We start from the raw sequence: 23,769 nt of genomic DNA on the forward strand, positions 1-23,769 counted from the left end.
CTGCGTCAGACCGCGACTGCGGCCTTGATGTGCGGGTGCGGATCGTAGCCGACCAGCTCGAAATCCTCGTAGCGGAAGGAGAAGATGTCCTTCACGTCAGGGTTGATCCGCATCACCGGCAGTGCGCGCGGCGTGCGCGTGAGCTGGAGTCGCGCTTGTTCCAGGTGGTTGGAATAGAGATGGGTGTCGCCGAACGAATGCACGAAATCGCCCGGCTTCAGGCCGGTGACCTGCGCGACCATCATGGTGAGCAGTGCATAGGAGGCGATGTTGAAGGGCACGCCGAGGAACACGTCGGCCGAGCGCTGATAGAGCTGGCACGACAGCTTGCCGTTCGCGACGTAGAACTGGAACAGGCAATGGCACGGCGGCAGCGCCATCTTGTCGACCTCGGCCGGATTCCAGGCTGAAACGATCAGGCGGCGCGAGTCCGGGTTGCGCTTGATCATGTCGACGACATTCGCGATCTGGTCGATGCTGCGCCCGTCCGGCGCAGGCCAGGAACGCCATTGATGGCCGTAGACCGGGCCGAGATCGCCGTTGGCGTCCGCCCACTCGTCCCAGATGGTGACGCCGTGGTCGCGTAGATATTTGATGTTGGTGTCGCCCTTCAGGAACCACAGCAGCTCGTGCACGATCGCCTTCAGCGGCAGCCGCTTGGTGGTCAGCATCGGGAAGCCGGCGGACAGATTGAAGCGCATCTGATGGCCGAACACCGACAGCGTGCCGGTGCCGGTCCGATCGGTCTTCTCGGCGCCGTCCGAAAGAATCCGCTCGAGCAGGTCCTGATACTGGTGCATGTGCCAAAAACCTTTAGAAAGACGGCAGCCAGCCTTTGGGAGGATGGCGAACTTAACGGCCGGCCCCGCGCTGCGACAGCGGCGATTCGCCGGGGGCACGGATTATACCCGGAAAAGTGAGCGTTCCCGACCCCAATGGCAAGGGACGGAACCTGCATTCCGCCCTGCCTATCGACTTGATCCTGCAGGCTAACTTGCCGGCTTGAGCACCATAGTCGCCGGGGAGGTCGTCATTATCCCTCGGACAAGAAATGCCGGCCACACGGCCGGCATTTTCATTTCACGAAGCCGTCGGAGAAGTCGAGGCGACTTCCGAATGCGGCGCGCTGACGCAGGGCGGGTCGCGATCAGTTCTCCGATTCGGTGAACACCTCGTCACGCTTGGCGCGCAACGCGGGCAGCACGGTGAGTACCAGCAGGAACGCCGCGATCGCCAGCAGCACGGCGGACAGCGGGCGCGTCAGGAACACGCTCCAGTCGCCGCGCGAAATCAGAAGCGCACGGCGCAGGTTCTCTTCCATCAGCGGTCCCAGCACCATGCCGAGCAGCAGCGGTGCCGGCTCGAAGTCGTGCTTGATCAGCCAGTAGCCGACCAAACCGAACACGCCGGCGAGGATGACGTCGACCGGTGCGTTGTTCACCGAGTAGATGCCGATTGCACAGAAGATCACGATCGAGGGGAACATCAGCCGGTACGGTACACGCAGCAGCCGCACCCAGATTCCGACCAGCGGCAGGTTGATGATGATCAGCATCAGATTGCCGATCCACATCGAGGCGATCATGCCCCAGACGAGATCCGGCTGCTTCTGCATCACCTGCGGACCCGGCACGATGCCGTGAATGGTCATCGCGCCCACCATCAGCGCCATCACCGCATTCGGCGGGATGCCGAGGGTGAGCAGCGGGATGAAGGAGGTCTGCGCCGCGGCGTTGTTGGCGCTTTCCGGCGCCGCCACGCCCTCGATCGCACCGCGGCCGAACCGCGACGGGTTCTTGGCGATCTTCTTCTCGAGCGTGTAGGCCGCGAACGACGCGATCACCGCGCCGCCGCCCGGCAGGATGCCGAGAATCGAACCCAGCACGGTGCCGCGCAGGATCGCCGGCGTCGAGTCGGCCAGGTCCTTCCTGGTCGGCATCAGGCCGGTGATCTTCTGCTGCACGAGATCGCGGTTCATCTCGGCGCCGGCGTCGAGGTTGCGGATGATCTCGGCAAAGCCGAACACGCCCATCGCCACCGTCGCAAAGCCGAGGCCGTCGGCCAGTTCGGGAATGTTGAAGGCCATGCGCGAGGCGCCGGTCTCGATGTCCGAGCCGACCATCGACAGCAGCAGGCCGAACACGATCATCGCGATCGCCTTCAGCACGGAGCCCTTGGCCAGCACCACCGCAAAGATCAGGCCGAGCACCATCAGCGAGAAATATTCGGCCGGGCCGAAGGCCAGCGCGAGCTTGGTCAGTGGCGCGCCGAGAACGGCGATCAGGATGGTCGCAACGCAGCCGGCGAAAAACGAGCCGATCGCCGCGATGGCCAGCGCCGGGCCGGCGCGCCCTTGCTTCGCCATCTGGTGGCCGTCGATGGCGGTGACCACCGAGGTCGCCTCGCCGGGTATGTTGACCAGGATCGATGTGGTCGAACCGCCATACTGGGCGCCGTAATAGATGCCGGCGAGCATGATCAACGCACCGACCGGCGGCAGGCCGAAGGTGATCGGCAGCAACATCGCGACCGTCGCGATGGTGCCGATGCCCGGGAGAACGCCGACCAGCGTGCCGACGAGGGCACCGATCAGGCACATCAGCAGGTTGATCGGAGTGAGTGCGACGGCAAAACCGTGAGCGAGGTTGGCAAAGAGCTCCATTACAGCCTCACTGAACCAGGAAACGCGGGAACATTGGCATCGGCAGCCCGAGCACGTAGGGGAACAGAACCGCGCAGCCGAGCGTCAGGCAGGCGCCGACGATGGTCGTTTCGATCCAGCGCGTCTCATGCGTGCCCATCGCCGCGATCAGGAAGCTCGCGAACGCCGAAACCACGACTCCGAGCGGACGGATCGCCAAGGCGAAGAACACGATCGACGCCATCACGAAGAGCGGCCCGCGCCAGGAATAGTGTGAAAGTGCCGGCCCCTCAGCCAGCAGCCCCGTCAATGCGATGCCGGCGCCAAGCGCCACGAGGAGCCCGCCAAACATGCGTGGGGCCGTTCCGGCACCGAAGGAGAAGCCTCGCATCCCCTGCAGATCGCTCGATGCCCACAGCGCGAACAAAGCAAGCGCCATCAGCATGGTGCCGCCGATATAGTCCTGCCCCGACCTGATGGTCATGAAGAACGTGAGGATCGCTACCACAAACAGCGGATAGGAATAGATCAGCGCCAGCAGCACATCGGATGACGCCTTCTTGGCGTCACCGCCGACCGATCCGAAGATGGCAGCCGGAGCGCCGGCGAGCAGCGCCGTGGCATGGCTGATCAGAACGGTGGCGGGGCCGCGTCCGGCGCCCCAGCCAAAAATCGTCCCGATCGACCAGATGAATTCGAAAATCTGCGGCGCAACGGCCAGCAGACAAAAGCCGATTGCCACCGATGTGTTTCGGGTGGCTGTCGCTGAGTGGCCCATCGTATCGGCCATGCATGTCTCCTCCGCGACCCGTAAGTCACGAGCACTGTTGTTGTAATCGGCTGGAAAATGGATCCCCCGCCCGGATCACTGCCTAGCGATTTTCATCACACAATGCCAGCAAAACCCAACAGGCCCCCGGCGAGCAGCAGCCACAGCGGATCGACGCGCGATAGCGTCGCGACGATCGCAACCGCCGCGGCTATTAGCAAAGCAGTAACGGTACGATCGGTCGACTGCGCAAGGATCAGGGCGCTCGCTGCCATCAATCCGATCGAGAGCGGAACCAATGCAGCCTGCGATCCCGCGCCGCCGCGGCCCGAACACCATCGACAAATTGACGATGTTGGGTCCGGGCAGAAAATTGGCAGAGCGCAAACGTCTCGTTGAGCTTGTCCGCCCTCACCCAGCGATGCTGATCGACCATGGCCCGCCGGGCAAACACCAGGACCCCGCCGAAACCGGCCAGCGACATCCGGGCAAAGGCCAGGAACAGCGCAGGCAAGCTGGGCGCGGCTGGATGGTCTGGCTCTTGGGCGGCCGGTGATGAATCCGAGGACATGTCAGGAGCTTAGAACGCAGTCGATGGCGCGGCCAAGGTCATCCGGAACCTATCCAAAGGAACCACGCGATGGCGCCGCCAAACCCCTGTCATTTGAAAGCTTTGCCCCCTATATTGGGGGTGCCGGTTCGCCGGCTATGGAAATAAACGGTCGTCGTAATAAACCATTCGGACCCGGGGGCGGTACCCGGCGCCTCCACCAAAGCCCACCGATTAACGGGCTTCAGCCCGCCGAAATGCGGGCTTTGGCGGGGGCGAAATAGGATCGACGAGGGCGTAAAGGGCGTGCTTTTTCCCGGTATTGTTCCGCCGTTATCGGGCTACTGCAATAGTTGCCAACGACAACTTTGCTCCGGTTGCTCAGGCTGCGTAACGCAGTTTGAAAGACCATTCTGAAGTCCTAACGGGTTAAGCTCCGTTAGGCGGGGTTCGGAGGCACCTGGCAACAGAAGCCTCCACTTACCTTTTAATTTCCTTCCCGGCGGGGACTCCTGCTGACCCATCAGGCGCGGTACTATTGCGGCTTGGCGAGTCGGGCCCGCGGGGCCCGCCTTCCGGAATGCAACAGGACCACCATGGCGACCGATCATATCCGATACGATGTGCTGGCCCGCGACGCGTTGCGCGGCGTGCTCCGCAAGGTGCTGACCGATGCCGCGTCCCATGGACTGCCCGGCGAGCATCATTTCTTCATCACCTTCGTATCGAAGGCCGAGGGCGTGAAGATCTCACCGCGACTGCTCGCGCAATATCCGGAAGAGATGACGATCATCCTCCAGCACCAGTTCTGGGACCTGACCGTGCTCGAGGACCGCTTCGAGGTCGGGCTGTCCTTCGGCGGCATTCCGGAGCGGCTGGTGGTGCCGTTCGCCGCCATCAAGAGCTTCCTCGATCCATCCGTGAAATTTGGACTCCAGTTCGACACCTCCGACGTCGCCGAGATCGCGCCCGAGACCCTGCCGGCGGCGCCTGCCCCGTCAGCCGTGGCGGTGCCTGCACCCGCCGCCGAGACAGCCGAAAGCGCCGAGGAGCCGACACCCCCGAACCAGGGCGGCGCAGAAGTCGTGCGGCTCGACCGTTTCCGCAAGAAATGATCCAGCCAAGCGCGCGCGGCCGTCGCGCGGCGCCGAACTCCCTATATACGTGAGCATATCAAGAGGCCGCGCGACATTCCGTGCGGCAGAATGGATGTGCTCATGGCCAAGACCGCCGGATCAAAGACTGCCCGCTCCTCACGCTCCACGACGCGCGTCGAGACCGACAGTTTCGGTCCCATCGAGGTCCCCTCCGATCGCTATTGGGGCGCGCAGACCGAGCGCTCGCGCCAGAATTTTCGCATCGGCATCGACCGCATGCCGATCGCGCTCGTGCATGCGCTGGGCATCGTCAAGCTTGCGGCCGCACAGTCCAACCGCGAACTCGGGCTGCTCGACCAGCGCCGCGCCAATGCGATCATCCGCGCCGCGCGCGAGGTGATCGACGGCGGCCTCGACGACCAATTTCCGTTGGTGGTGTGGCAGACCGGCTCGGGCACGCAGACCAACATGAACCTCAACGAGGTGATCGCCAATCGCGCCAATGAGCTCCTGGGCGGCGAGCTCGGCGCCAAGAAGCCGGTCCATCCCAACGATCACGTCAACATGAGCCAGTCGTCGAACGACTCGTTCCCGACCGCGATGCATATCGCAGCCGCAAGCCGCATCGCCGCCGATCTCGTTCCCGCGCTCGGCGAATTGCTGCGCGCGCTACGCGAGAAGGAGAAAGAGTTCGCCAGGATCGTCAAGATCGGCCGCACCCACACCCAGGATGCGACGCCGCTGACGCTCGGCCAGGAATTTTCCGGCTATGCCGCCCAGGTCGAAAGCGGGATTGCCCGGCTGAAGGTCGCGGTGAAGGATCTCTATCCGCTGGCGCAGGGCGGCACCGCCGTCGGCACCGGCCTCAATTCCAGCCCTCGCTTCGCAAGACTGTTCGCCAGGCACGTGGTCGGGATCACAAAACTGCCCTTCACCAGCGCCGCCAACAAATTCGAGGCACTGGCCTCCAACGACGCCTATGTGCTGGCGCACGGCGCCATCAATTCGGTGGCGACGGGGCTGTTCAAGATCGCCAACGACATCCGCCTGCTCGGTTCAGGCCCGCGCTCGGGCCTCGGCGAGCTGATCCTGCCGGAGAACGAGCCGGGCTCATCGATCATGCCGGGCAAGGTCAACCCCACGCAGTGCGAAGCGATGACCATGGTGTGCTGCCAGGTGTTCGGCAATCACACCGCAATCACGGTGGCCGGCAGCCAGGGGCATTTCGAGCTCAACGTCTACAAGCCCGTGCTGGCCTACAACATGCTGCATTCGATCCGCCTGCTGGCGGACGCCGCGCGCTCCTTCACCGAACATTGCGTCAACGGCATTCGCGCCGATGAAAAGCGCATCAAGGAGCTGATGCAGCGCTCGCTGATGCTGGTGACGGCGCTCGCGCCCAGGATCGGCTACGACAACGCGGCCAAGGTGGCGAAGACGGCGCATGCCAACGGCACCACGCTGAAGGAAGAGGCGCTTCGCCTGGGCTTCGTCTCGGCGGACGAGTTCGACCGTTTGGTGCAACCGGAGAAGATGACAAGGCCAGGATGATTTCCGAATTCCGATAGTCATCCGTAATGATACGGAGCCAAAACGGCATATTTATAGAGGCTTAAAGGACAGGATTTGATTACCGTCAATGTCTCGGGGAGGATGCGTGCTACGCCGCTCTCTCCCCTTCCCGGGGCCAAATTCATCGTTTGATGGCCAGTAGGGCCGATTGACGAGGACGAGCGAATGGCGATCAAATCTTGTGGGGCGCAGCGCTGCACCCTGTTTCTGAATGTTTCATCCTGCCTGCGGAGGATCGGATGATGGAGACGCGGCATGGGGAACGTCATCAACCTGAATCGTTTCAGGAAGCGCGCCGAGCGGGAAGTCTCGGCGAAGCAGGCGGACGTCAACCGAGCGAAGTTCGGCCGCACGAAGGCAGAGCGGTCGGCGGAGAAGACGCGCGCGGACCAGGCGAAGGAGCATCTGGACCAACACCGGATCGATCGCGAGGAGCAGCCATGAAGTCGCCCGTCGTGAAGCGATCGATCGTGGTCGCCGGCCACAAGACCAGCGTCAGCCTGGAAGAGGCATTCTGGAACGGCATGAAGGAGATCTCGGGGCTGCGCAACATGACGCTGTCCGAGCTCGTCGGCGAGATCGACAGCAGCCGCCAGCAGGGCAATCTGTCGTCCGCAATCCGCCTGTTCGTCCTGGACTACTTCAAGAGCCGCGCCATGGCCGTCCAGCCGGAAAAGGTCCCGGCCCAGTAGCCGCCGAGGCACTTTCCCGGGCTCGGCAGCCGCCCGCACTTTAAAATCACTCTAAGGTGCAGCTTCGGCGAGCGAGCGCGCTTGACCTCAATGCCCTGCGTTGAAAATACAGGGCATGACCGATACCAATGAGACGCGCCCGCAGATGCCGCTGGGTCTGGCCCAGCGCGGCTATAGCGGCGTCATTCAACACCTGTCCGCCAAGGACGCCGGCTCGGCGCTCTCGGACATCGAGCTCGAAAGCCGCCTGATCGAGCTCGGCTTCGTCGAGGGTGCCCGGGTCGAGGTCCTGCACGAGGGGCTGGTGGGGCGCGACCCTATCGCCGTGCGGGTCGACAACATCACCATCGCGGTGCGCCGTCGCGAAGCCATGGCCATCATCGTCGCGTAGACAGCGACCGGATATTTGATCCCATGGAAACACCCCTGCTGCATCTCGCCCTGGTGGGCACGCCGAACAGCGGCAAGACCTCGCTGTTCAATGCGCTGACCGGCAGTCGGCAGAAGGTCGCGAACTATCCGGGCGTCACCGTCGAGCGCAAGGAGGGCTTCTTCGTCACGCCCCTGGGTCGCCAGGTCTCGGTGGTCGACCTGCCCGGCACCTATTCGCTGCGCGGCCGCAGCCCGGACGAGGAGATCACCCGCGACTTCGTGCTCGGCAAGGCGTCCGGCGAGACCGTGCCCGATCTCGTGCTGTGCGTGGCCGATTCGACCAATCTGCGGCTGACCATCCGCCTCCTGCTCGAGCTCAAGCGCACCGGCCGGCCGATGGTGCTGGTGCTCAACATGTTCGACATCGCGAGCCGCCGCGGCATCAACGTCGACGCGGAGCGGCTCGCCAAGGAGCTCGGCGTGCCCGTGGTCACCTCGATCGCGGTGCGCAAGGGCGGCACCGCCGACCTCCTGACGCTGACCGACGAGATCTCGGCCAGGCTCGCGGCCGAGCCGCAGGAGAACAGCTGGCGCGCGCTCAGCGTCGCCGAGCTGCGCGCCACCCAGCGCGAGGCCGACCGCATCATCGCCGATTGCGTCAGCCTGCCGAGCCGGCCCGACACCTGGACCGCGCGGATTGACGCCGTGGTGCTGCACCCCGTCGCCGGGCTCTTGGTGCTCGCGCTGATCCTGTTCGTGATGTTCCAGGCAGTGTTCGCCTGGGCCCAGCCGCTGATGCAGCTGCTCAACTCCGGCTTCGATGCACTGGGCGAGTTCGTGCACGCCAGCCTGCCCGCCGGCCTGTTGCAGAGCTTCCTCCAGAACGGCGTGATATCAGGCGTCGGCAGCGTCATCGTGTTCCTGCCCCAGATCATCATCATATTCCTGTTCATCCTGCTCCTGGAAGATTTCGGCTACATGGCGCGGGCCGCGTTCCTGATGGACCGCATCATGGGCGGCGCCGGGCTGCACGGCCGCGCCTTCATCCCGCTGCTGTCGAGCTTTGCCTGCGCCATTCCCGGCATCATGGCGACGCGCGTGATCGACAACAAGCGCGACCGGCTGACCACGATCCTGATCGCACCGCTGATGACCTGCTCGGCGCGCATCCCCGTCTACACGCTGATCATCTCCGCCTTCATCCCGGCCAGGGACGTCTGGGGCTTCATCAACCTGCAGGGCCTGGTGATGTTCGGCCTCTACGCCGCCGGCATCATCAGTGCGCTGCTGGTCTCGTTCCTGATCAAGTTCTTCATGCTGCGCGACTACGCGCCGGCGCCGTTCATGCTGGAGCTGCCCGACTACAAGATGCCGCGGCCGAAATCGATTGCGATCGGCGTCTACACGCGGGCGAAGATGTTCTTGCACCGCGCCGGCACCACGATCTTCTCGATGATGGTGCTGATCTGGTTCCTGGCCTCGTTCCCGCAGCCGCCGCTAGGCGCCACCGAGCCCGCGATCGACTTCAGCCTCGCCGCGATCATCGGCAAGGCGCTCGCTCCGCTGCTTAGCCCCGTCGGCTTCAACTGGCAGATTGCGGTGGCCCTGATCCCGGGCATGGCGGCGCGCGAGGTCGCGGTCGCAGCGCTCGGCACCGTCTATGCAATCGAAGGCGGCAAGGAAGCCGCCGAGCAGATCGGACAGGTGCTGGCGACGAAATGGTCGCTTGCCACCGCCCTGTCGATGCTGGCCTGGTACATCTTCGCCCCGCAATGCGCCTCCACGCTGGCCGTGATCCGGCGCGAAACCGGAAGCTGGACCTGGATGGCGGTGACGTTCAGCTACATGCTGGTGCTGGCCTATGCGGCCAGCCTGGTGACGTACAATGTCGCTGTCGCGCTCGGCGCAGGATAACGCCCTCTCGAAACTAAAAGCGCGAAAACAACCCTATGCACAGTAGACGGGGGTAGCGGAATCAATGGCTTACACGTGTGCGCAGCAGGTAGCCGGATGGAGCGAAGCGAAATCCGGAATTCTTGCACGACGCATCGCCGGCCCCGGATTGCGCTACGCTCCATTCGGGCTACGGACAACGAACGGCGCGCCCGTTGACCCGTCGGGCAAAACAGGAGCACGATGGTATCATCGGCCCTCGCCGGCATAGTGACCGGCCATCCGTCTCCATGGATCACTTCACCACCCCCAGCCTCACTGCCGAGAGACTGCGCGAGGATCACCTCGCGGACCTCGTCGCGCTTCACCTCGATCCCGAGGTGTCCCATTATATCGGCGGCGTGCGCTCGGCTGAGACGACGAAGGCCTATCTCGCCGTCAACATGGCCCATTGGGACCAGCACGGCTTCGGGCTCTGGGCACTGCGAACGAACGACGGCGCGTTCGCCGGGCGGGCGGGCATCCGGCACATCCTCGTGGATGACGTGGACGAGATCGAGATTGCCTACGCGTTCAAACGCAGTCTCTGGGGCCAGGGACTTGCGAGCGAAATCGCGACCGCGCTGACGCAGGTCGGATTGTCACAACTCGAGCTGCCGTCGCTGATCGGCCTGGTCTTTGTCGGGAACGCCGCATCCCGCCGTGTGCTGGAGAAATCGAATTATGTCCTCGAGCGCAGCACGCACCATCACGGCGAAGACGTCGTGATTTACCGCGCCCGACGGTGAGAGATCGGAAGGCTATCGTGCCGATCGGAGTGGGCATGTGCTCATAAGTCCGGCGCCTTCCGTTGTCCGAGCATATCGCATGTGAGAACGACCGCCCAGGCGGAAAGGCCGCCCCGGAGGGCGGCCTTGGATGATCCAGTTTACCAGCGGCCGGTGCCGAAGCTGAAGCCGATGCTGGGCCCGCCGCCATAGTATCCGTATCCGCGATCATAGTAGCCGGGACCGCCATAATATCCGTAGCTCCGGCGCACCACGTAGCCGTCATCGCCGCCGTAATAGCGTTGTACATAGCGCGGCCCGCGGGTCCGGAAGCAGCGGCCGTACTCGTTGCATACCAGGCGAACCTGATCGACGTTGGCAATCTCTGCCGATCCGACTGCGGTGGGATTGAGCGGAGCCGCCGAAGCGGCCGAGGCCAGCACAGCCGCGGCCGTAAAAGTACCGAAAGCGATCATCCTCATGTTCGTTCTCCTTGCTGCGACCAGATCAGTCGATCTCTTCAATGATGCGCCGCTCCTGCGGCTCCACTATGTAGGTCCGGCTGTCGCGATGGATGTAACGGTACTCCCGCAGGCTAGGGGACTCGCGATAGACCTCCTCGGGGAACGCTTCGAACTCGACGCCCTCCGGCACGCGCTCGCCGGTGCGGATCTCGGTTCTTACCGTGCTGCCCGTGGTGCGCCGTTCGACAGGGCGCGCTTTGACGTGCTTGCGGATCACTTCACGATCGCGATCGCTGAACGTGGCCTTGCGCTGTTCCGTGCGGGCCGGAGCGGCCGCCGTGGACCGGCCGGAGTACGGCAGAACCGCGACGATCTTGTAGCTCGAAGGCTCAACGATCACGATCTCGTCCTTCACCAGGACGAAGTTATAGCCGCGATATTGCGGCACCACCTCGACGACCTCGCTGGGCAACGGCTGCAGGCGAACGTCTCGCGGCACGACCGTGCCAAACGACAGCGAAAAGTTCACGCGGTTGAGCGGCTGGACGTTGAGGCGCGACACCGACTGGCTGATGCGGGTGCGTTGCTGGTCGTTGATATTGACGGATGCGTTCACGTCGGTGCTGGAGGAGCGGTCGACCGTGTTCTGCTGCGTGTTCGGTTGCTGAGCCGTGTTCTGCTGCGTGTTTGGCTGCTGGGCCGTGTTCGTCGCGCCGCTCCCGGTCTGAGACTGCTGCGCCTGGTTGTTGGCGGCGGGCGGCGGATTTGCGGACTGTGTCTGAGTGTTCGCCGGAGAATTGGTTTGGGCCTGGCTCGGCGAATTGCCGGAGGCCGGTGCCTGCGAGGTGCTCGTTCCGGGGTTCGGCGACTGCCGGGCCGCGTCCTGATTGTTCGAGGCCGGTGCCTGGGTCTGAGCCGAATTGTTCGACGAGGAAGACGAAGGTGTGGTCTGCGCCGGATTGGTGGTCTGCGCCGGATTGGTGGGCGTAGCCGTGGAGGTGGAATCTTGCTGACGCTGCGAGGCCGAAGGATTCTGGCCCGAAGTGCTCGGATTGGATTGCGCGAATGCGGAACTGGCTATCGCCAGGGCTGCGCTAGTGGCCAAAAGTAAACGCTTGTTCATATAAAGCTCCTTGAACGCTGTGTCGCGACAACATTCGGAGTGAGGCCGTGGTTCCAGATTCGGGAAATAGTGGCAATTGGCCGTCGCCGGGGGATCGTCTCTTTCGGGCTTACGAAGCAGGAATTTCGCAACCTGCCATGCCGTGAACGTCTTACGGCGGGAACAGGCGGAACCTTTCGAAAGATAACCCGTCAGCGGCGAGAGTCCGCGGCCCTTCCAAACCGAGAGCGATGAAATCTCTGCCAGCAGTCTTGCGTTAGGCCGACTTTCGTCGATTCCTTTTGCGTTACAGTTGCAGGCGCACTCTCGTCCGCGGCCCTACACGAGCGATAACCTCCGGTATTGGCTTTCGTACTCTTTTGCCAACCGCTTTGCCGAAAAACGCTGTTCGAACCGGGCGCGCACTTTTCGTCTATCCAGACCCCCCAGTTCGTTCACCGCCTTGATGGCCTGCGCCTCGTCCTCGACGATGAAGCCCGTGACGCCGTGCTCGACGATCTCCGGCACGGAGCCCGAGCGATAGGCGATCACCGGCGTCCGGCACGCCATCGGCCAAGAGGGCGAGTTGGGCGATGCGCATCGGTCCCTAGGCCCCCAACGCGCATCGCAAGGCCAGTACGACGGTCGCCGAGATGAGGAACGAGATCGCCAGCAGGGTCCAACCCGGTCTCGTGCTTTCGCGAGCCACCCGCGCGACGAGCATCTTCATGTAGGTCAACATTCGTCCGCGGGAAGCCGGTGCAGGTAGGCGAGTCCCAAGCTTGCGAGTTCTTCGGAATCGCTTTCTCGCTCTTCCACTCTCCTTTGCAGGTGACGTTCGAGCAGGCAGCGACGGTTGTCGGACGCATCAACATCCGGATGCATCGCCCGGAAGACCGACCACGCCGTGTCTGCGGCCCTTCTCACGGTAACCTCGTCCACCATTCTCCCGCTCCAGCGTCTCGAAGCTCATCGCTTGCAACTCAACATGCCCGGGAAGGTTTCCAAGTTTTCCCGGAAGTGCAGATCTACTTCGCCCGTGGCACAGCATCCAACTGACGGTCGCACCGATGGTCGTGCGCCGCCACTCGCCGCGACGGCGGAGCGCATTGCGCTCGTCCCAAAGCCGACCGCTGGCAACGGCCCGTGGGCTGACTATATCTCCCGTCTCCACCCCTGCTGTCCGGCCCTCCTTGAAAAGATCCGTGGTCATTTTTCTGCTGCTGGTATTCGTGCCGATCGCCGTGTCGGCCGCGCGATATTTTTTGTTCGGAGACGGCCGCGGCGATTGGCGGACGGCGGATCGATCGAGCACGGGGCTTCTGCGTCCCGCCGCGTCCAATCCGGACGCACTGATCCGAGTTTTCGCCGCGCGCACCGTGCGCTGGCGCAGCATATTCGCGGTTCACACCTGGATCGTGGTCAAGGAGAAGGATGCCGCCGACTACAGCCGATACGATTACACGGCGTGGGGCGAGCCGATCCGGGACAACGGATTTGCGCCGGACAGTCGATGGTTCGGGGCAACGCCGGAAGTCGTCGCCGCCGTGGACGGCGCGCGAGCGGAGGCGCTGATCCTGAAAATTCGCCACGTCATCGAGAACTACCGGTTCAAGGCCTACGGCGACTACAGCGCGTGGCCAGGACCGAATTCCAATACCTTCGTGCAGGCCGCCCTGGACGCGGTTCCGGAATTGCAGGCCGTGCTTCCGCCGACCGCGATCGGCAAAGACTTCCCCTACACCGGCAGGCTGGTGGGGCTGACTGCCTCAGGCAGCGGCGTCTACGCCTCGCTCGCGGGCTACGTCGGAATCTCGATAGGCTGGGTCGAAGGGTTCGAAATCAACTTCTTCGGTGCGGTGCTCGGATTCGACATCCGGCGGCCGGCCCTTAAGCTGCCGGGCATCGGGCGCCTGGGTGTGCCGGCGGCGCTGTAACTTACCGACGATCTTGCAAGGCGTTGCTGTACCTTACCGGAAATACCCCAGCACCAGATCGATATCCGAGCTGCCCGCCACCGTGCCGTTCAGCTCGGCGTCGATGACGCGGCGGCAGGCTTCGATCGCGGCGTGATCGCCGAGATCGTTGGCGGCTTCCAGCACCAGCCATGCGGCGTCGACCGAGGCCTTGTCCGGAGCCGATCCGCCAGCATCGGCGTCGAAGCCGTTGTTGAGGTTCTTGTTCGGATTCTTGTTCGGATTCTTGCGAACTGCGGTGCCGAATTGAGGCAACATTGCAAATACTCCCCTGCCAATTCCCGGATGATGCTCAGTGCACCTGTTCAGTGTACTCGTTCAGTGTACTCGTTCAGTGTACTCGTTCAGTGTACCTGGAGCTCGGGCTGACGACCCTGGGCGGAGTCGGTGCCGGCGCTGTTCTTGCGCGACTGATAGAACTTCAGAATGCTGCGCGAAGTCTCGATCTTGAGCCGGCCGAAATCGCGCTCATTGTCGTGGAGCTCACGCGCCGTGATCAGATGATCCTTGGCACCGAGGAACAGCAGCGACATCGTGGTGTCCCAGGAGAAGTCGAGCGCCTTGCACAGCACCAGGATCATCTCGCGGTTGCGGTCCATCAGCGCGCGCTCGATCACGTCGACCGGCAGCGCCGAGAGCAGCGACAGGCCGATCTGCACCTCGTCGAAACGGTGCTGCCGCGCATAGTTCGAGATCGAATCCTGGTTGAGATTGCCGAGCCTGTGCTGCGTCGTCACCGTGCGCTTGGCGACGAAATAGCTGCGCGACGAGGGACCGAACTTGGATTGCAGATCGCCGGTGACCTCGGTCACCGAGCTCTGGATCTGGGCCATCATCTCGGGGCGTTCGGTCTCAAGCCGGCGGCGGACGTCCTCGGACGCTTTCGAGATCAGCTGCTGGAAGATGTGGCGCGGCACGTCCTTGCGCAGGCCGAGCTGCTCGGCGAGGATCGAGTCGCCCTCGGCGCGCCTGACCATGTGCAGCAGGCCGGAGCCGGAGAAGCGCGCGCCCTCGTTCCTGGCGACGGACGTCACGACCTCCTGGTTGCCGCGCTTGACCAGCACGTCGGTCACGGCCTCGCCGATCGACTTGCGCTGGGCGATCGCGAGCAAATGCGACTGGCTCTTGGTCAACGCGCTCTCGACCAGCATCTTCTCGTCGATACGGTCGGAGTCGCGCAGCACGGGACCGGCGACCTCGATCGCGTCGTCGAAGGCGAGTTTTTCGATGACGTTGAGCGGGGCGTGATCGCAGGCCGACATCAATTCGGAAAGCTGCGCGCGCGCGACGACCTCGATCTCGTCGGCCAGCCGCCCGATCACCTCGCCGAACATGCTGATCTCGTCGTCGCTGTAGCGGCCGGTGATCAGAATGTCGGTTGCGTGCCACAATGCCTTCGCCCGGCTCTCGTCGGTGCCGCGCGCGATCGCGTCGTCCAGATCCTGTAGCAGCGGTTTTGCCCCGTTCATCTCGATCACCCCAGTTCTTGGCGAGCCGTCCTGCCGCAAGTGGCAGGACGCCGGATTCCTCAGGAATCGACCCTAGGGAACAAACGCGAGAATCCGGTAAAACCGACAGATCAGTTTTGCCGGGGAAAATTCGTTAAAATGCGGGGGAATGGGTTTACCGGTGGGCAACGGCTCGCGCGGCGAAAGGAGGTGCGCTCCCTCTCCCGCTTGCGGGAGAGGGCTGGGGTGAGGGTGTTTCCACAGAGGGATTCCCCCAGTGGATAGAGCCCTCACCCGCGCCTTCGGCGCGACCTCTCCCGCAGGCGGGAGAGGTTAAGCGAGCCCGCGGCCCAAATTGATGCAAACCAAAATCCGCCCTTACGGATTCGACGGCGTCAGCACCAGCGGCGGCTTCGGCTTTGGCCTTGGCGGCGGCGGGCCCGGCGCCGGCCTCACCTCGATCGGCGGCGGCAGCGGCGCCAATTGCTGCTGGCTTGCGAGCGGCGGGCTCGGCGCGGCGGGGGCTGCCTGCGGCGCCTTCGGCGTCGGTGCGGCCTTGGGCTCCACCCTGGGCTTCGGCAGCGGCGCGCGGCGCGGATCGCGGCCGGGCATCGGCACATCGGTCAGCGACGGCTCCGGTGCGAGATCTGGCGAGACCAGCGTCGGCAGCGCCGCGGTGGCCGGCGGCGGCTCGCCGCGCTCGATGGCGTCCAGCCGCCGCGTCTCGCGATCGATCGTGCGCACCGCAAGCCACGACGACAACGGCGCGAGATCGACGGTGCGATTGAGCCTGTCGGGGGGACCGGCCGCAAACAACTGGATTTCCGGCGGAGCACCGGACAGCCCGGTCATGATCGGCGTCAGGCTGGCGCGGATGTCGGCCTGGTCGGCGGGAATGTCGTAGCCACCGGAGACGATGGCGCGAGCGTTCTTCGCCTCCAGCGGCGTCGCGCCGACGCGCAGGCGGCCGTCGCGGATCGTGAACGGAATCTGCGCCGAGGCGACCGCGATTGGACCTGCCGACAGCGCGGGCTCGACCAGCTGCCGCAGCCGGTTGTCGTCGCTGACCTGGCCGCCGTCGCTGGCGCGGATGGCGATCTCGAAGGCGCGCGGATTGAGACCGCTGATCTCGGCGGCGTCGAGCGTCACCGTGCCGTTGCCGGCGAGCGCACCGATCAGTGCCGCAACGCTGCGGCCCTGGCTTGTCAGCGCCATCTGCAGCGAGGCCCGTCCCTTCGGCAGCGCGAGATCGCGGTAGCGCAGGGCCGCCGCATCGACATTGGTCAGTTCGAGGCGCGCGTTCAGCGCGAGGCCGTTGGCGCCGGTTCTCGCATCGAGGCTTGCTGACATCTCGCCGCCACCGACGCCGCCCTTGAGCCCATCGAGCGCGAGCGACTGGCCGTCGCTCCTGATCGTGCCGCCGACGGGGCGCAGCTCGATGCCATCAGGCAGGCTCCCGCGCAACGCCTGGAACGCGATCCGGCCGCGCCAGCCGCCAAGCAGGCCCGCACTCAGCGGCTCGCCGGAATTGTGCCCGGCCGCACCGATCGCCATCGCGAGCGCCGGCGCAAGATCGAGCGAGTCCAGGCCGACTTCGCCATCGACGGTCTTGTCCTGATCGAGCGTCATTGCGAGATGGCCACGCAAATGTGAGCCGGAAGCGGTGCCGTCGAGATCGTCGAAGGTCAGACGGTTGCCGGACAGGCCGACGCGCGAGGACAGGGTGACGGCCTGCATCGACTTGTCGGCCGCGCTGGTGCCGAACAGCGGCGCCAGGTTGGCGTTGCGCACCCGCAAATTCACGCTGGCCTTTGGCTCCGGCGCAGACAATTCGATGCTGCCCAGCGCATCCGCGTCCAGCCCGCCGCCGCTGAGCCTTGCGTTCAATTGCAGCGGCCGGCGCCACGCGCCGCTCAGCTTGCCTTCGAACTGCGAGGCGCCCTCGCCCGCCGTCACCACGCGATCGAGGCCAAGCAGCGCCAGCAGCGCGCCCGCCTGCGGTGTCGACAGTTTCGAGTCCAGCGTGAAGTCGCTGTTGCGCAAGCGGTCAAGATCGATGCCGTTGACCGCCGCGGCCGAAGTCTGCGCCGCCAGCGTCGCACTGGCCTTGAGCTGCGGCGCATCGAGCTCGAGCACCGCGCGCGCGTCGCTGCGATCGGCGTGTTCGGCGTTCTTGTCGAGACTGAGGTCGAGCTTCAAGCGCGTCGCACCGGGCAACGACGGCAGCGCATCGAAGCGGGCGCGGGCCGCAGGCGCAAACGGCTCGATCAACGCGGTGAGCTGGCGCAGCGAACTGGCAGACGATGTCAGCGCAAGCTTGCCGGTCGACCTAGTGCGGTCGAAGCTGCCGCTCGCCTCCGTGGTCACGCCGCTGGCCTGGCCGAACCGCAACTGCTCCAGCGCCAGCGTCGCCGGGCCATAGCCGAGCTTGGCCGCGAACGGCCGCAGCTCCTGGCCGGCAGAGATCGCGCGGCCGACGTCGAGCGAGAGTTTTGCTTCCTCGGGCCATTCGCCCTGCGGTCCCGCAAGCGCGCGCACGAAACTCGCAGCGGCATCGAGATCGAGACGGTCAGCCTTGATATCGGCATCGATCCGCGAGCCCTTGCTCGCACCGTTCTGGGCAAAATCGATCCGCCCCTCGACGGCACCACCCTCGATGTCGGCCTTCAGCTTGTCGATGGCGAGATGGTTGGCGGCGATCGTCACGTCGCCGGCAAGGCGCAGCGGCCGCGTACTGCGGCGGTTGACCTCGCTGCGGCCTAGGAGCCAGGCCACCAGCGTATCGGGATCGGACGATTCGACGGTGAGACGGCCGCTGAAGCTGTCGGCGCCGGGCGTCGCGCCGTTGAGCGAGAGCTGCGTCATGCCGGGCGCGCGCAGGTCGAGCCGCTGGAAAGTCCAGGATTTGCCGTCGCTCTTGAGCTCCGCGGCGATGTTCTGGAGCGGACGTCCGCCGAGCATGATCTGGTCGGAGTTGAACTCGATCTGCGCCGGGATGGGCGCCTGCGGGAACGCCGCGAGGCCTGCGCGCAGCGCCGGCAGGATGCGCAGCGGCTCAGTGTCATTCTTTCCGGCCAGCTTGTCGGCATCAACCTGGCGCGCCGACAGCACCGCGCGGAGCAGCGGCGCAGCGCCGAACCTGATATCGCCGACGCCGCCGAGCTTCAGCGCGGCATCTTCGCTGCCGAAGCTTGCATCGATCTGGTCGAATTTTGCTCCGGCCGGATCGGCCTTGAGCTTGGCCGTGAGCTTCCACGGCGTCGGCCCCGCCTCGCCCGGCTTTTTAGGCTGGGGCACGGCGAGCGTCAGCGCGCCGTCGAATTTCGGCAGGCGGTTGTCGAAGGCGAGCACGCCTTCGAGATCGGCCTGAATGGCGCGGTCACCGGGATCGATGTTGAGATGCAGACGGGTCGCGCTGCCGTCGGCGCTCGGGCCGGAGGAGATGCGGAACGGATAGCGGGTGCCGGCCGCGGTGAAATTGCCGTCGCCCCGCACCGCGCCCGCGAGCGAACGCACATCGCCGGAGAAGGCGATGTCGCTCAGCTCCAGCGTCGAGCGGCTGGCGGCGTCATGCAGGGCGATGCGGCCGGTGAGGTTCAATCGCTCGATGGCAAGCGAGGCCAGGTTGAAAGTGCCGCTCGCGGTGGACGGCAGGTCGACCCGGCCCCTGGCGTCGAGGCCGAGATCGACCGCCATGCCGTTGACCGTGAGCTCGGTGGCGCGCCATTCGCCGCGCATCAGGGAGCTCAGGCTGAACTCGACGTCGAGCTTGTCGGCACGCAGGCGGCCGAGATCGTTGTTGCCGCCGAAGGTGAGCGAGCGCAGCCGCAGCGTCGGCGCCGGCAACAGCCGCGCGTCGAGCTCGCCCGCCACCCGCACCGGCACGCCGATAATCCGGGTCGCCTCCGCCTCGAACTGGGGCCTGAACTGGTTCCAGTCGATGAAGTAAGGCCCGATCAGCGCGGCGAGCAGCGCTAAGATGAAGGCAATCGCCAATCCGAGCAGCGTCGTCTGCACGGGTCTCCCCTCGGCCAAGCCGGCACCGGGCCAAATCTTGACCCCCAAACCCTGGCCGCAGAGGCTTCAGGCGCGCCGGAACTGCCCCTTATATAGGGGGAAGTGTGGCGAAGTCACAGCGACTGTTGCGCGCGGAGGTTAACGCTACTGCGCGACCCTCATGGTGAGGAGGCGCGCAAAGCGCCGTCTCGAACCATAGAGGCCCCGCTCCCGGCCGCGGCCATCCTTCGAGACGCCCGCCTTGGGCGGGCGCCTCAGGATGAGGACGGAGCGCGCGGCGGCAGTTTCAACGGGCACCGATGCCGCTTAGCCTCATCCTGTGAGGAGACCGCAAAGCGGTCGTCTCGAAGGAAGAGGCGCGCGCTCAGGCGGCGTCGAGCTGCGACGGCTGGAGGGCGCGCGTCGAACAGCATCCGGTCGATCGGCTGCGGGCGGCCGAACAGATAGCCCTGCGCGAAGTTGACCCCAAGCGCCTTCAACCGCTCGAACTCCTCGCGGGTCTCGACGCCCTCGGCGGTGACCGACATGTCGAGGCCGCGCGCCAGCGTCACGATCGAGGAGATGATCGCGGAACTGCGCGGCTGATGGGTGAGGTTGCGGATGAACGACTTGTCGATCTTGATCTTGTCGAACGGGAACGCGGTGAGATAGCTCAGCGAGGAATAGCCCGTACCGAAATCGTCCAGTGCAAGCTCGATACCGGCGCTCTTGAGCCGTTCCATGAAGGCATGATTCTCGGCGCCGCGCTCGAGTAGGACCGACTCGGTGATCTCGATCTCGAGCCGTTGCGGCGGCAGCCCGGAATCCCTCAGCGCAGCCGAGATCATGTCGAACAGATCCGCTTCCTTGAACTGGATCGGCGACAGGTTCACGGCAACCGTCAAATCGGAGGGCCAGCCGGCCGCATCCGCACAGGCGCGCCGCAACACGAATTCGCCGAGCGGCACGATCAGCCCGGTCTCCTCCGCGAGCGCGATGAACTGGTCCGGCGGAATCAAGCCGCGCGCCGGATGCCGCCAGCGCACCAGCGCCTCGAAGCCGCGCCGCGCACCGCAGAGAGCATCGACGAACGGCTGGTAATGCACTTCGAGCTGGCAAAGCGCGATGGCATCGCGCAGATCGCCTTCCAGCGTGTTGCGCGCTTCCAGTTCCGCCGACATCGCCTCGTCATAGATGGTGAAGCAGTTGCGGCCGGCCGATTTCGAGCGGTAGAGCGCGAGGTCCGCTTTCTTCAAGAGCTGTTCCTGATCGCTGCCGTGATCCGGCGCGATCGCAATGCCGATGCTGGTGCCGATCTCCACGCGGTGTCCGGGCAGGAGGAACGGCTCGGCCACCAGCTTGGCGATCCGTCCCGCCAGCTCGGTCGAGCCGGCGCGCTGATCCTCACAGCCTTGCTGGAGGATGGCGAATTCGTCGCCGCCAAGTCGCGCCAGCACGTCGCTCGCCCGCAACGCCGATTTCAACCGCTGCGCCACCTGGCGCAGCAGCGCATCGCCGGCGCCATGACCAAGAGAGTCGTTGACGTTCTTGAAGCGGTCGAGATCGAGCATCAGGATCGAAAATGTGAGGCCGCCGTCCTTCAACTGGCCATTGATCTCGTCGAGCCGGGTGAGGAAGAAGGCGCGGTTCGGCAGTCCGGTCAGGATATCGGTCTGGGCGAGCTCGAGCACGCGCCTGTTCGCCAGCGACAGCCGCCGCGAATTGCGGCTTGCCAGCATCAGATAGGTCGCAAGCGACAGCGTCAGCAGCATGCCGACGATGAGCACCGCGACCGCGCGGTCGTAAGCCATCTCCAGCGGACCGCCGGGGGTCGGCATCGCGCGGACCTGCCAGTCGGTATCGCCGATCTTGAGCTGACCCGACCAGTGCAGGCCTTGCGCGACGTCGCGCATCGACTGTGGGGCGGTGGCTGCCGAGGAATAATCCGGCAACGCATGCGCCAGGCTGACGATTTGCCCGGTGAAGGGCGGATAGACGTTCACGCTGACCGCCGAGCTGGCTCCGGTCGTTACGCGAATGGATTGCATCAGCAGCGGCAGATCGAAAATGCCGACGACGAAGCCCGCCAGATTGCGGCGCCGGTCCGCGACCGTGTCGCGCGATGTGCCCTTGGCGTAGACCGGCACCACCACGAGGGCGTTCGGCAACTGCCCGTTCTCGCGAGGACCATAGAGCTCGGTCCGCAGCGATGCGATCTGGTCATTGTCGCGTGCTCGCTCCAGCACAACACGGCGGTCGGGAACGGTTGCGTAGTCCATGCCGTAGACGAGCGAGGTCTTCGGCTGCGTCGAATAGAAGACCGGAAAATATTCGTCGCTCTGCGGCGCGGTTGCAAAGCCTTCACCCTGGAGCGACTTGATGCGATAGCCGGAGACGCCGTCCGCAATGGCGGCTGCCTCGTATTCGGCGCGCTCCCTGCGGTTGACCCGCGGCACCCAGGCAACGCGCAGCATGCCCGGATGGCGCTCGAACAGGCGGGCGCTGAAGGTCTCGAATTCGCTGCGGGTGATTTCCTCGTTGGCGGATTCGAACAGGGTCCGCAGCGCGACAAGCCGGCTGATATACTCGTTCATGCCGTTCTGCATGATGAGGGATTGGGTTTCGGCCGCGTTCTCGAACTCGATCCTGTTGACGCGGTCCTCCCATCGCGCCACCGCGGCGGCGCCGACCAGCGAGAACAGCAGACCGACGCTAGCCGCGACCAGCGCAGGACGATACAACCCGAGCAACGGCGCAAGCCGCCATCGACCGGTCATACGTCGCCGATCCTGATCATTCTGATCGCGATCGCTCATCCTGAAGCCGCCGTCCCCTCTTTCGCGACGGACCGAACCTCTGGTTGAGCCGCCGGAGCCACTATCGGAACAGGGCCGCAGTTAAGAACTGGAGAATTTCGGAACCCGGCTGTTTCGCATTGCCCGACTTAGTTAATGAAGTGCTGGACTGGCCCGAAACTTATGAAAGTAAGTTGCCGGTTTTCCCCGGAGTAGTACGGACCGCCGATACATCGCCGATTCATGCTGCCGGGATATCCTTGCCCGACTTTCTCCCGCATTCGGCGACTTCTTGATGTATCGATTTCGATCAGCAACACGCATCATCCTGACCATCGCGCTGTTGGCCGCGACCATGCTCTCGGCCAGAGGCGAGGAGACCGGCGTGAGCGACGATGCGATCCTGTTTGGCCAGGCCGCCGCGCTCGAGGGACCCTCCTCCGCGCTCGGACAGCGCATGCGGCAGGGCATCGTCGCCGCGTTCACCGAAATCAATGCGAAGGGTGGCGTCCACGGCCGCAAGCTTCAACTACTCAGCCGCGACGACGGCTACGATCCCGATCGCTCGGTGGCGCAGACGTTGCGACTGATCGAGGAGGACAAGGTGTTTGCGCTGATCGGCGCGGTCGGCACACCGACCGCGATCGCGACCATTCCGATCAGCAGTGCCCGCAGCGTCCCGTTCATCGGTCCGTTCAGCGGCGCCGAATTCCTGCGCGACCTCGAGCTCTCCAACGTCGTCAACATTCGCGCGAGCTACGGCGCGGAGGCCGAGGCCTGGATCAAGCACCTGACCGAGGACCGTCACTTTACCCGGATCGGCATCTTCTACCAGGACGACGCCTTTGGCCGCGACGGTCTCACCGGCGTGAAGCGCGCGCTCGCCAAGCGCGGCCTCGAGCTCGCCGCCGAAGGCACCTTCGAGCGCAACACCCGCGCGGTCGCCTCGGCCTGGCGGATGCTCAAGCGCGCCGAGCCGGAGGCCATCGTCATGGTCGGGACCTACGGTCCCTGCGCCGAATTCATCAAGCTCGCGCACCGCAGCGGCTTCCATCCGACCTTCGTCAACATCTCCTTCGTCGGCGCCGTTGCCCTCGCCAGAGAGCTCGGCCCCGAGGGCGAAGGCGTCATCGTCTCGCAGGTCGTGCCGTTTCCCTGGGATCGTTCGCTCGGGCTCGTCGCGGACTACCAGACCGCGCAGAAGGCGTTCGACCCGGCGCTGACGCCGGATTTCGTCTCGCTGGAAGGCTATCTCTCCGGTCGCCTCGCGGCCGCGGCGCTCGAGAAGGCCGGGCCGAATCCAACGCGCGCCGAGCTGTTGCGAGTCGTCAACGAGATCGGCCGCTTCGACATTGGCGGCAGCATCGTCACGGTCGGCCCGCGCATGATCGATACGCCGCCAAAGGTGTTCTTGACGGTGATCCAGAAGGACGGGACGTTCAGGGCAGTCGATCGGCTTTAGGGCGCGATTGAACGACACGCGGCTGCAGCTTCGAATGAGGTGCGTTCCCTCCCCCCTTGTGAGGGAGGGCTAGGGAGGGGGGTGCCCCACGGGGACTCTCTCCATCACGCAGATGCTGTTCTGCGCATCGCCAACAATGGACACCATTTCCTGGGCTACCCCCTCCCTAGCCC

General features: G+C 64.8%; 19 protein-coding genes, 1 other RNA gene and 3 pseudogenes. 10 read left to right on the top strand and 13 right to left on the bottom strand.

Annotated elements, in window-relative coordinates:
* Window positions 1-5: 5 nt before the first annotated feature.
* From GWG65_RS27915 to GWG65_RS27935, 5 genes and pseudogenes are all read right to left on the bottom strand, one after another.
* Window positions 6-800 (bottom strand): thymidylate synthase, encoded by a 795-nt coding sequence (locus tag GWG65_RS27915; protein WP_275198771.1) that lies wholly within the window; start codon window positions 798-800, stop codon window positions 6-8.
* Between the two features lie 347 nt (window positions 801-1,147).
* Window positions 1,148-2,662: a tripartite tricarboxylate transporter permease gene (locus GWG65_RS27920; protein ID WP_275198772.1), complete on the bottom strand. Its 1,515-nt coding sequence runs from the start codon at window positions 2,660-2,662 to the stop codon at window positions 1,148-1,150.
* 7 nt (window positions 2,663-2,669) lie between these two features.
* Window positions 2,670-3,431 (bottom strand): tripartite tricarboxylate transporter TctB family protein, encoded by a 762-nt coding sequence (locus tag GWG65_RS27925; protein WP_275198773.1) that lies wholly within the window; start codon window positions 3,429-3,431, stop codon window positions 2,670-2,672.
* A gap of 95 nt (window positions 3,432-3,526) precedes the next feature.
* Window positions 3,527-3,718: pseudogene (locus tag GWG65_RS27930) on the bottom strand (chromate transporter); the annotation flags it as partial.
* A pseudogene (locus GWG65_RS27935) lies at window positions 3,714-3,981 on the bottom strand (chromate transporter); the annotation flags it as partial. The pseudogenes GWG65_RS27935 and GWG65_RS27930, both read right to left, overlap by 5 nt.
* An 83-nt stretch (window positions 3,982-4,064) precedes the next feature.
* Here GWG65_RS27935 and ssrA point away from each other — a divergent pair.
* From ssrA to GWG65_RS27975, 8 genes are all read left to right on the top strand, one after another.
* Window positions 4,065-4,441: a transfer-messenger RNA gene (gene ssrA / locus GWG65_RS27940) on the top strand.
* Window positions 4,442-4,556: 115 nt separating this feature from the next.
* Window positions 4,557-5,075 (top strand): ClpXP protease specificity-enhancing factor SspB, encoded by a 519-nt coding sequence (locus tag GWG65_RS27945; RefSeq protein ID WP_275198774.1) that lies wholly within the window; start codon window positions 4,557-4,559, stop codon window positions 5,073-5,075.
* 90 nt (window positions 5,076-5,165) lie between these two features.
* Window positions 5,166-6,608 carry a class II fumarate hydratase gene (gene fumC / locus GWG65_RS27950; protein WP_275198775.1) on the top strand — a complete coding sequence of 481 codons (1,443 nt, stop codon included), beginning with the start codon at window positions 5,166-5,168 and terminating at the stop codon, window positions 6,606-6,608.
* 276 nt (window positions 6,609-6,884) lie between these two features.
* Complete coding sequence (locus GWG65_RS27955) at window positions 6,885-7,073, top strand: DUF4169 family protein (protein WP_275198776.1); 189 nt, start codon at window positions 6,885-6,887, stop codon at window positions 7,071-7,073.
* The gene (locus GWG65_RS27960) at window positions 7,070-7,321 is read left to right on the top strand and encodes a ribbon-helix-helix domain-containing protein (protein ID WP_148740610.1); all 252 of its coding nucleotides are present in this window, start codon (window positions 7,070-7,072) and stop codon (window positions 7,319-7,321) included. Before GWG65_RS27955 ends, GWG65_RS27960 begins: the two co-directional genes overlap by 4 nt.
* A 115-nt stretch (window positions 7,322-7,436) precedes the next feature.
* Window positions 7,437-7,712 (top strand): FeoA family protein, encoded by a 276-nt coding sequence (locus GWG65_RS27965; protein WP_275198777.1) that lies wholly within the window; start codon window positions 7,437-7,439, stop codon window positions 7,710-7,712.
* A gap of 23 nt (window positions 7,713-7,735) precedes the next feature.
* The gene (locus GWG65_RS27970; RefSeq protein WP_275198778.1) at window positions 7,736-9,607 is read left to right on the top strand and encodes a ferrous iron transporter B; all 1,872 of its coding nucleotides are present in this window, start codon (window positions 7,736-7,738) and stop codon (window positions 9,605-9,607) included.
* Window positions 9,608-9,876: 269 nt separating this feature from the next.
* The gene (locus GWG65_RS27975; protein WP_275198779.1) at window positions 9,877-10,374 is read left to right on the top strand and encodes a GNAT family N-acetyltransferase; all 498 of its coding nucleotides are present in this window, start codon (window positions 9,877-9,879) and stop codon (window positions 10,372-10,374) included.
* Between the two features lie 140 nt (window positions 10,375-10,514).
* Here GWG65_RS27975 and GWG65_RS27980 read toward each other — a convergent pair whose 3' ends face one another.
* From GWG65_RS27980 to GWG65_RS27995, 4 genes and pseudogenes are all read right to left on the bottom strand, one after another.
* Entirely contained in the window at window positions 10,515-10,835 is a 321-nt protein-coding gene (locus tag GWG65_RS27980) for a hypothetical protein (protein ID WP_275198780.1), read from the bottom strand.
* 25 nt (window positions 10,836-10,860) lie between these two features.
* Window positions 10,861-11,940 (bottom strand): DUF1236 domain-containing protein, encoded by a 1,080-nt coding sequence (locus GWG65_RS27985; RefSeq protein WP_275198781.1) that lies wholly within the window; start codon window positions 11,938-11,940, stop codon window positions 10,861-10,863.
* 318 nt (window positions 11,941-12,258) lie between these two features.
* Window positions 12,259-12,489, bottom strand: a pseudogene (locus GWG65_RS27990) (glycosyltransferase); the annotation flags it as partial.
* Between the two features lie 165 nt (window positions 12,490-12,654).
* On the bottom strand, window positions 12,655-12,864 hold the full coding sequence (locus GWG65_RS27995; RefSeq protein ID WP_275198782.1) for a hypothetical protein: 210 nt from the start codon (window positions 12,862-12,864) through the stop codon (window positions 12,655-12,657).
* A 260-nt stretch (window positions 12,865-13,124) separates the two neighbouring features.
* Between GWG65_RS27995 and GWG65_RS28000 the strand changes: the two genes are divergently transcribed.
* Complete coding sequence (locus GWG65_RS28000; protein ID WP_275198789.1) at window positions 13,125-13,856, top strand: DUF3750 domain-containing protein; 732 nt, start codon at window positions 13,125-13,127, stop codon at window positions 13,854-13,856.
* Between the two features lie 33 nt (window positions 13,857-13,889).
* On the opposite strand, the gene GWG65_RS28005 is transcribed toward GWG65_RS28000, so the two are convergent.
* The 4 genes from GWG65_RS28005 to GWG65_RS28020 form a co-directional block, all read right to left on the bottom strand.
* Complete coding sequence (locus tag GWG65_RS28005) at window positions 13,890-14,153, bottom strand: hypothetical protein (protein WP_275198783.1); 264 nt, start codon at window positions 14,151-14,153, stop codon at window positions 13,890-13,892.
* A gap of 86 nt (window positions 14,154-14,239) precedes the next feature.
* Window positions 14,240-15,364 (bottom strand): DUF2336 domain-containing protein, encoded by a 1,125-nt coding sequence (locus tag GWG65_RS28010; RefSeq protein ID WP_275198784.1) that lies wholly within the window; start codon window positions 15,362-15,364, stop codon window positions 14,240-14,242.
* A 357-nt stretch (window positions 15,365-15,721) separates the two neighbouring features.
* Entirely contained in the window at window positions 15,722-19,360 is a 3,639-nt protein-coding gene (locus tag GWG65_RS28015; protein WP_275198785.1) for an AsmA-like C-terminal region-containing protein, read from the bottom strand.
* Between the two features lie 254 nt (window positions 19,361-19,614).
* The gene (locus tag GWG65_RS28020; RefSeq protein WP_275198786.1) at window positions 19,615-22,116 is read right to left on the bottom strand and encodes an EAL domain-containing protein; all 2,502 of its coding nucleotides are present in this window, start codon (window positions 22,114-22,116) and stop codon (window positions 19,615-19,617) included.
* Between the two features lie 313 nt (window positions 22,117-22,429).
* On the opposite strand from GWG65_RS28020, the gene GWG65_RS28025 reads away from it, so the two are divergent.
* Complete coding sequence (locus tag GWG65_RS28025; RefSeq protein ID WP_275198787.1) at window positions 22,430-23,596, top strand: ABC transporter substrate-binding protein; 1,167 nt, start codon at window positions 22,430-22,432, stop codon at window positions 23,594-23,596.
* The last annotated feature ends 173 nt before the right edge of the window (window positions 23,597-23,769 follow it).

The sequence above is a fragment of the Bradyrhizobium sp. CSA207 genome, assembly GCF_029051685.1.
Taxonomy (GTDB): domain Bacteria; phylum Pseudomonadota; class Alphaproteobacteria; order Rhizobiales; family Xanthobacteraceae; genus Bradyrhizobium.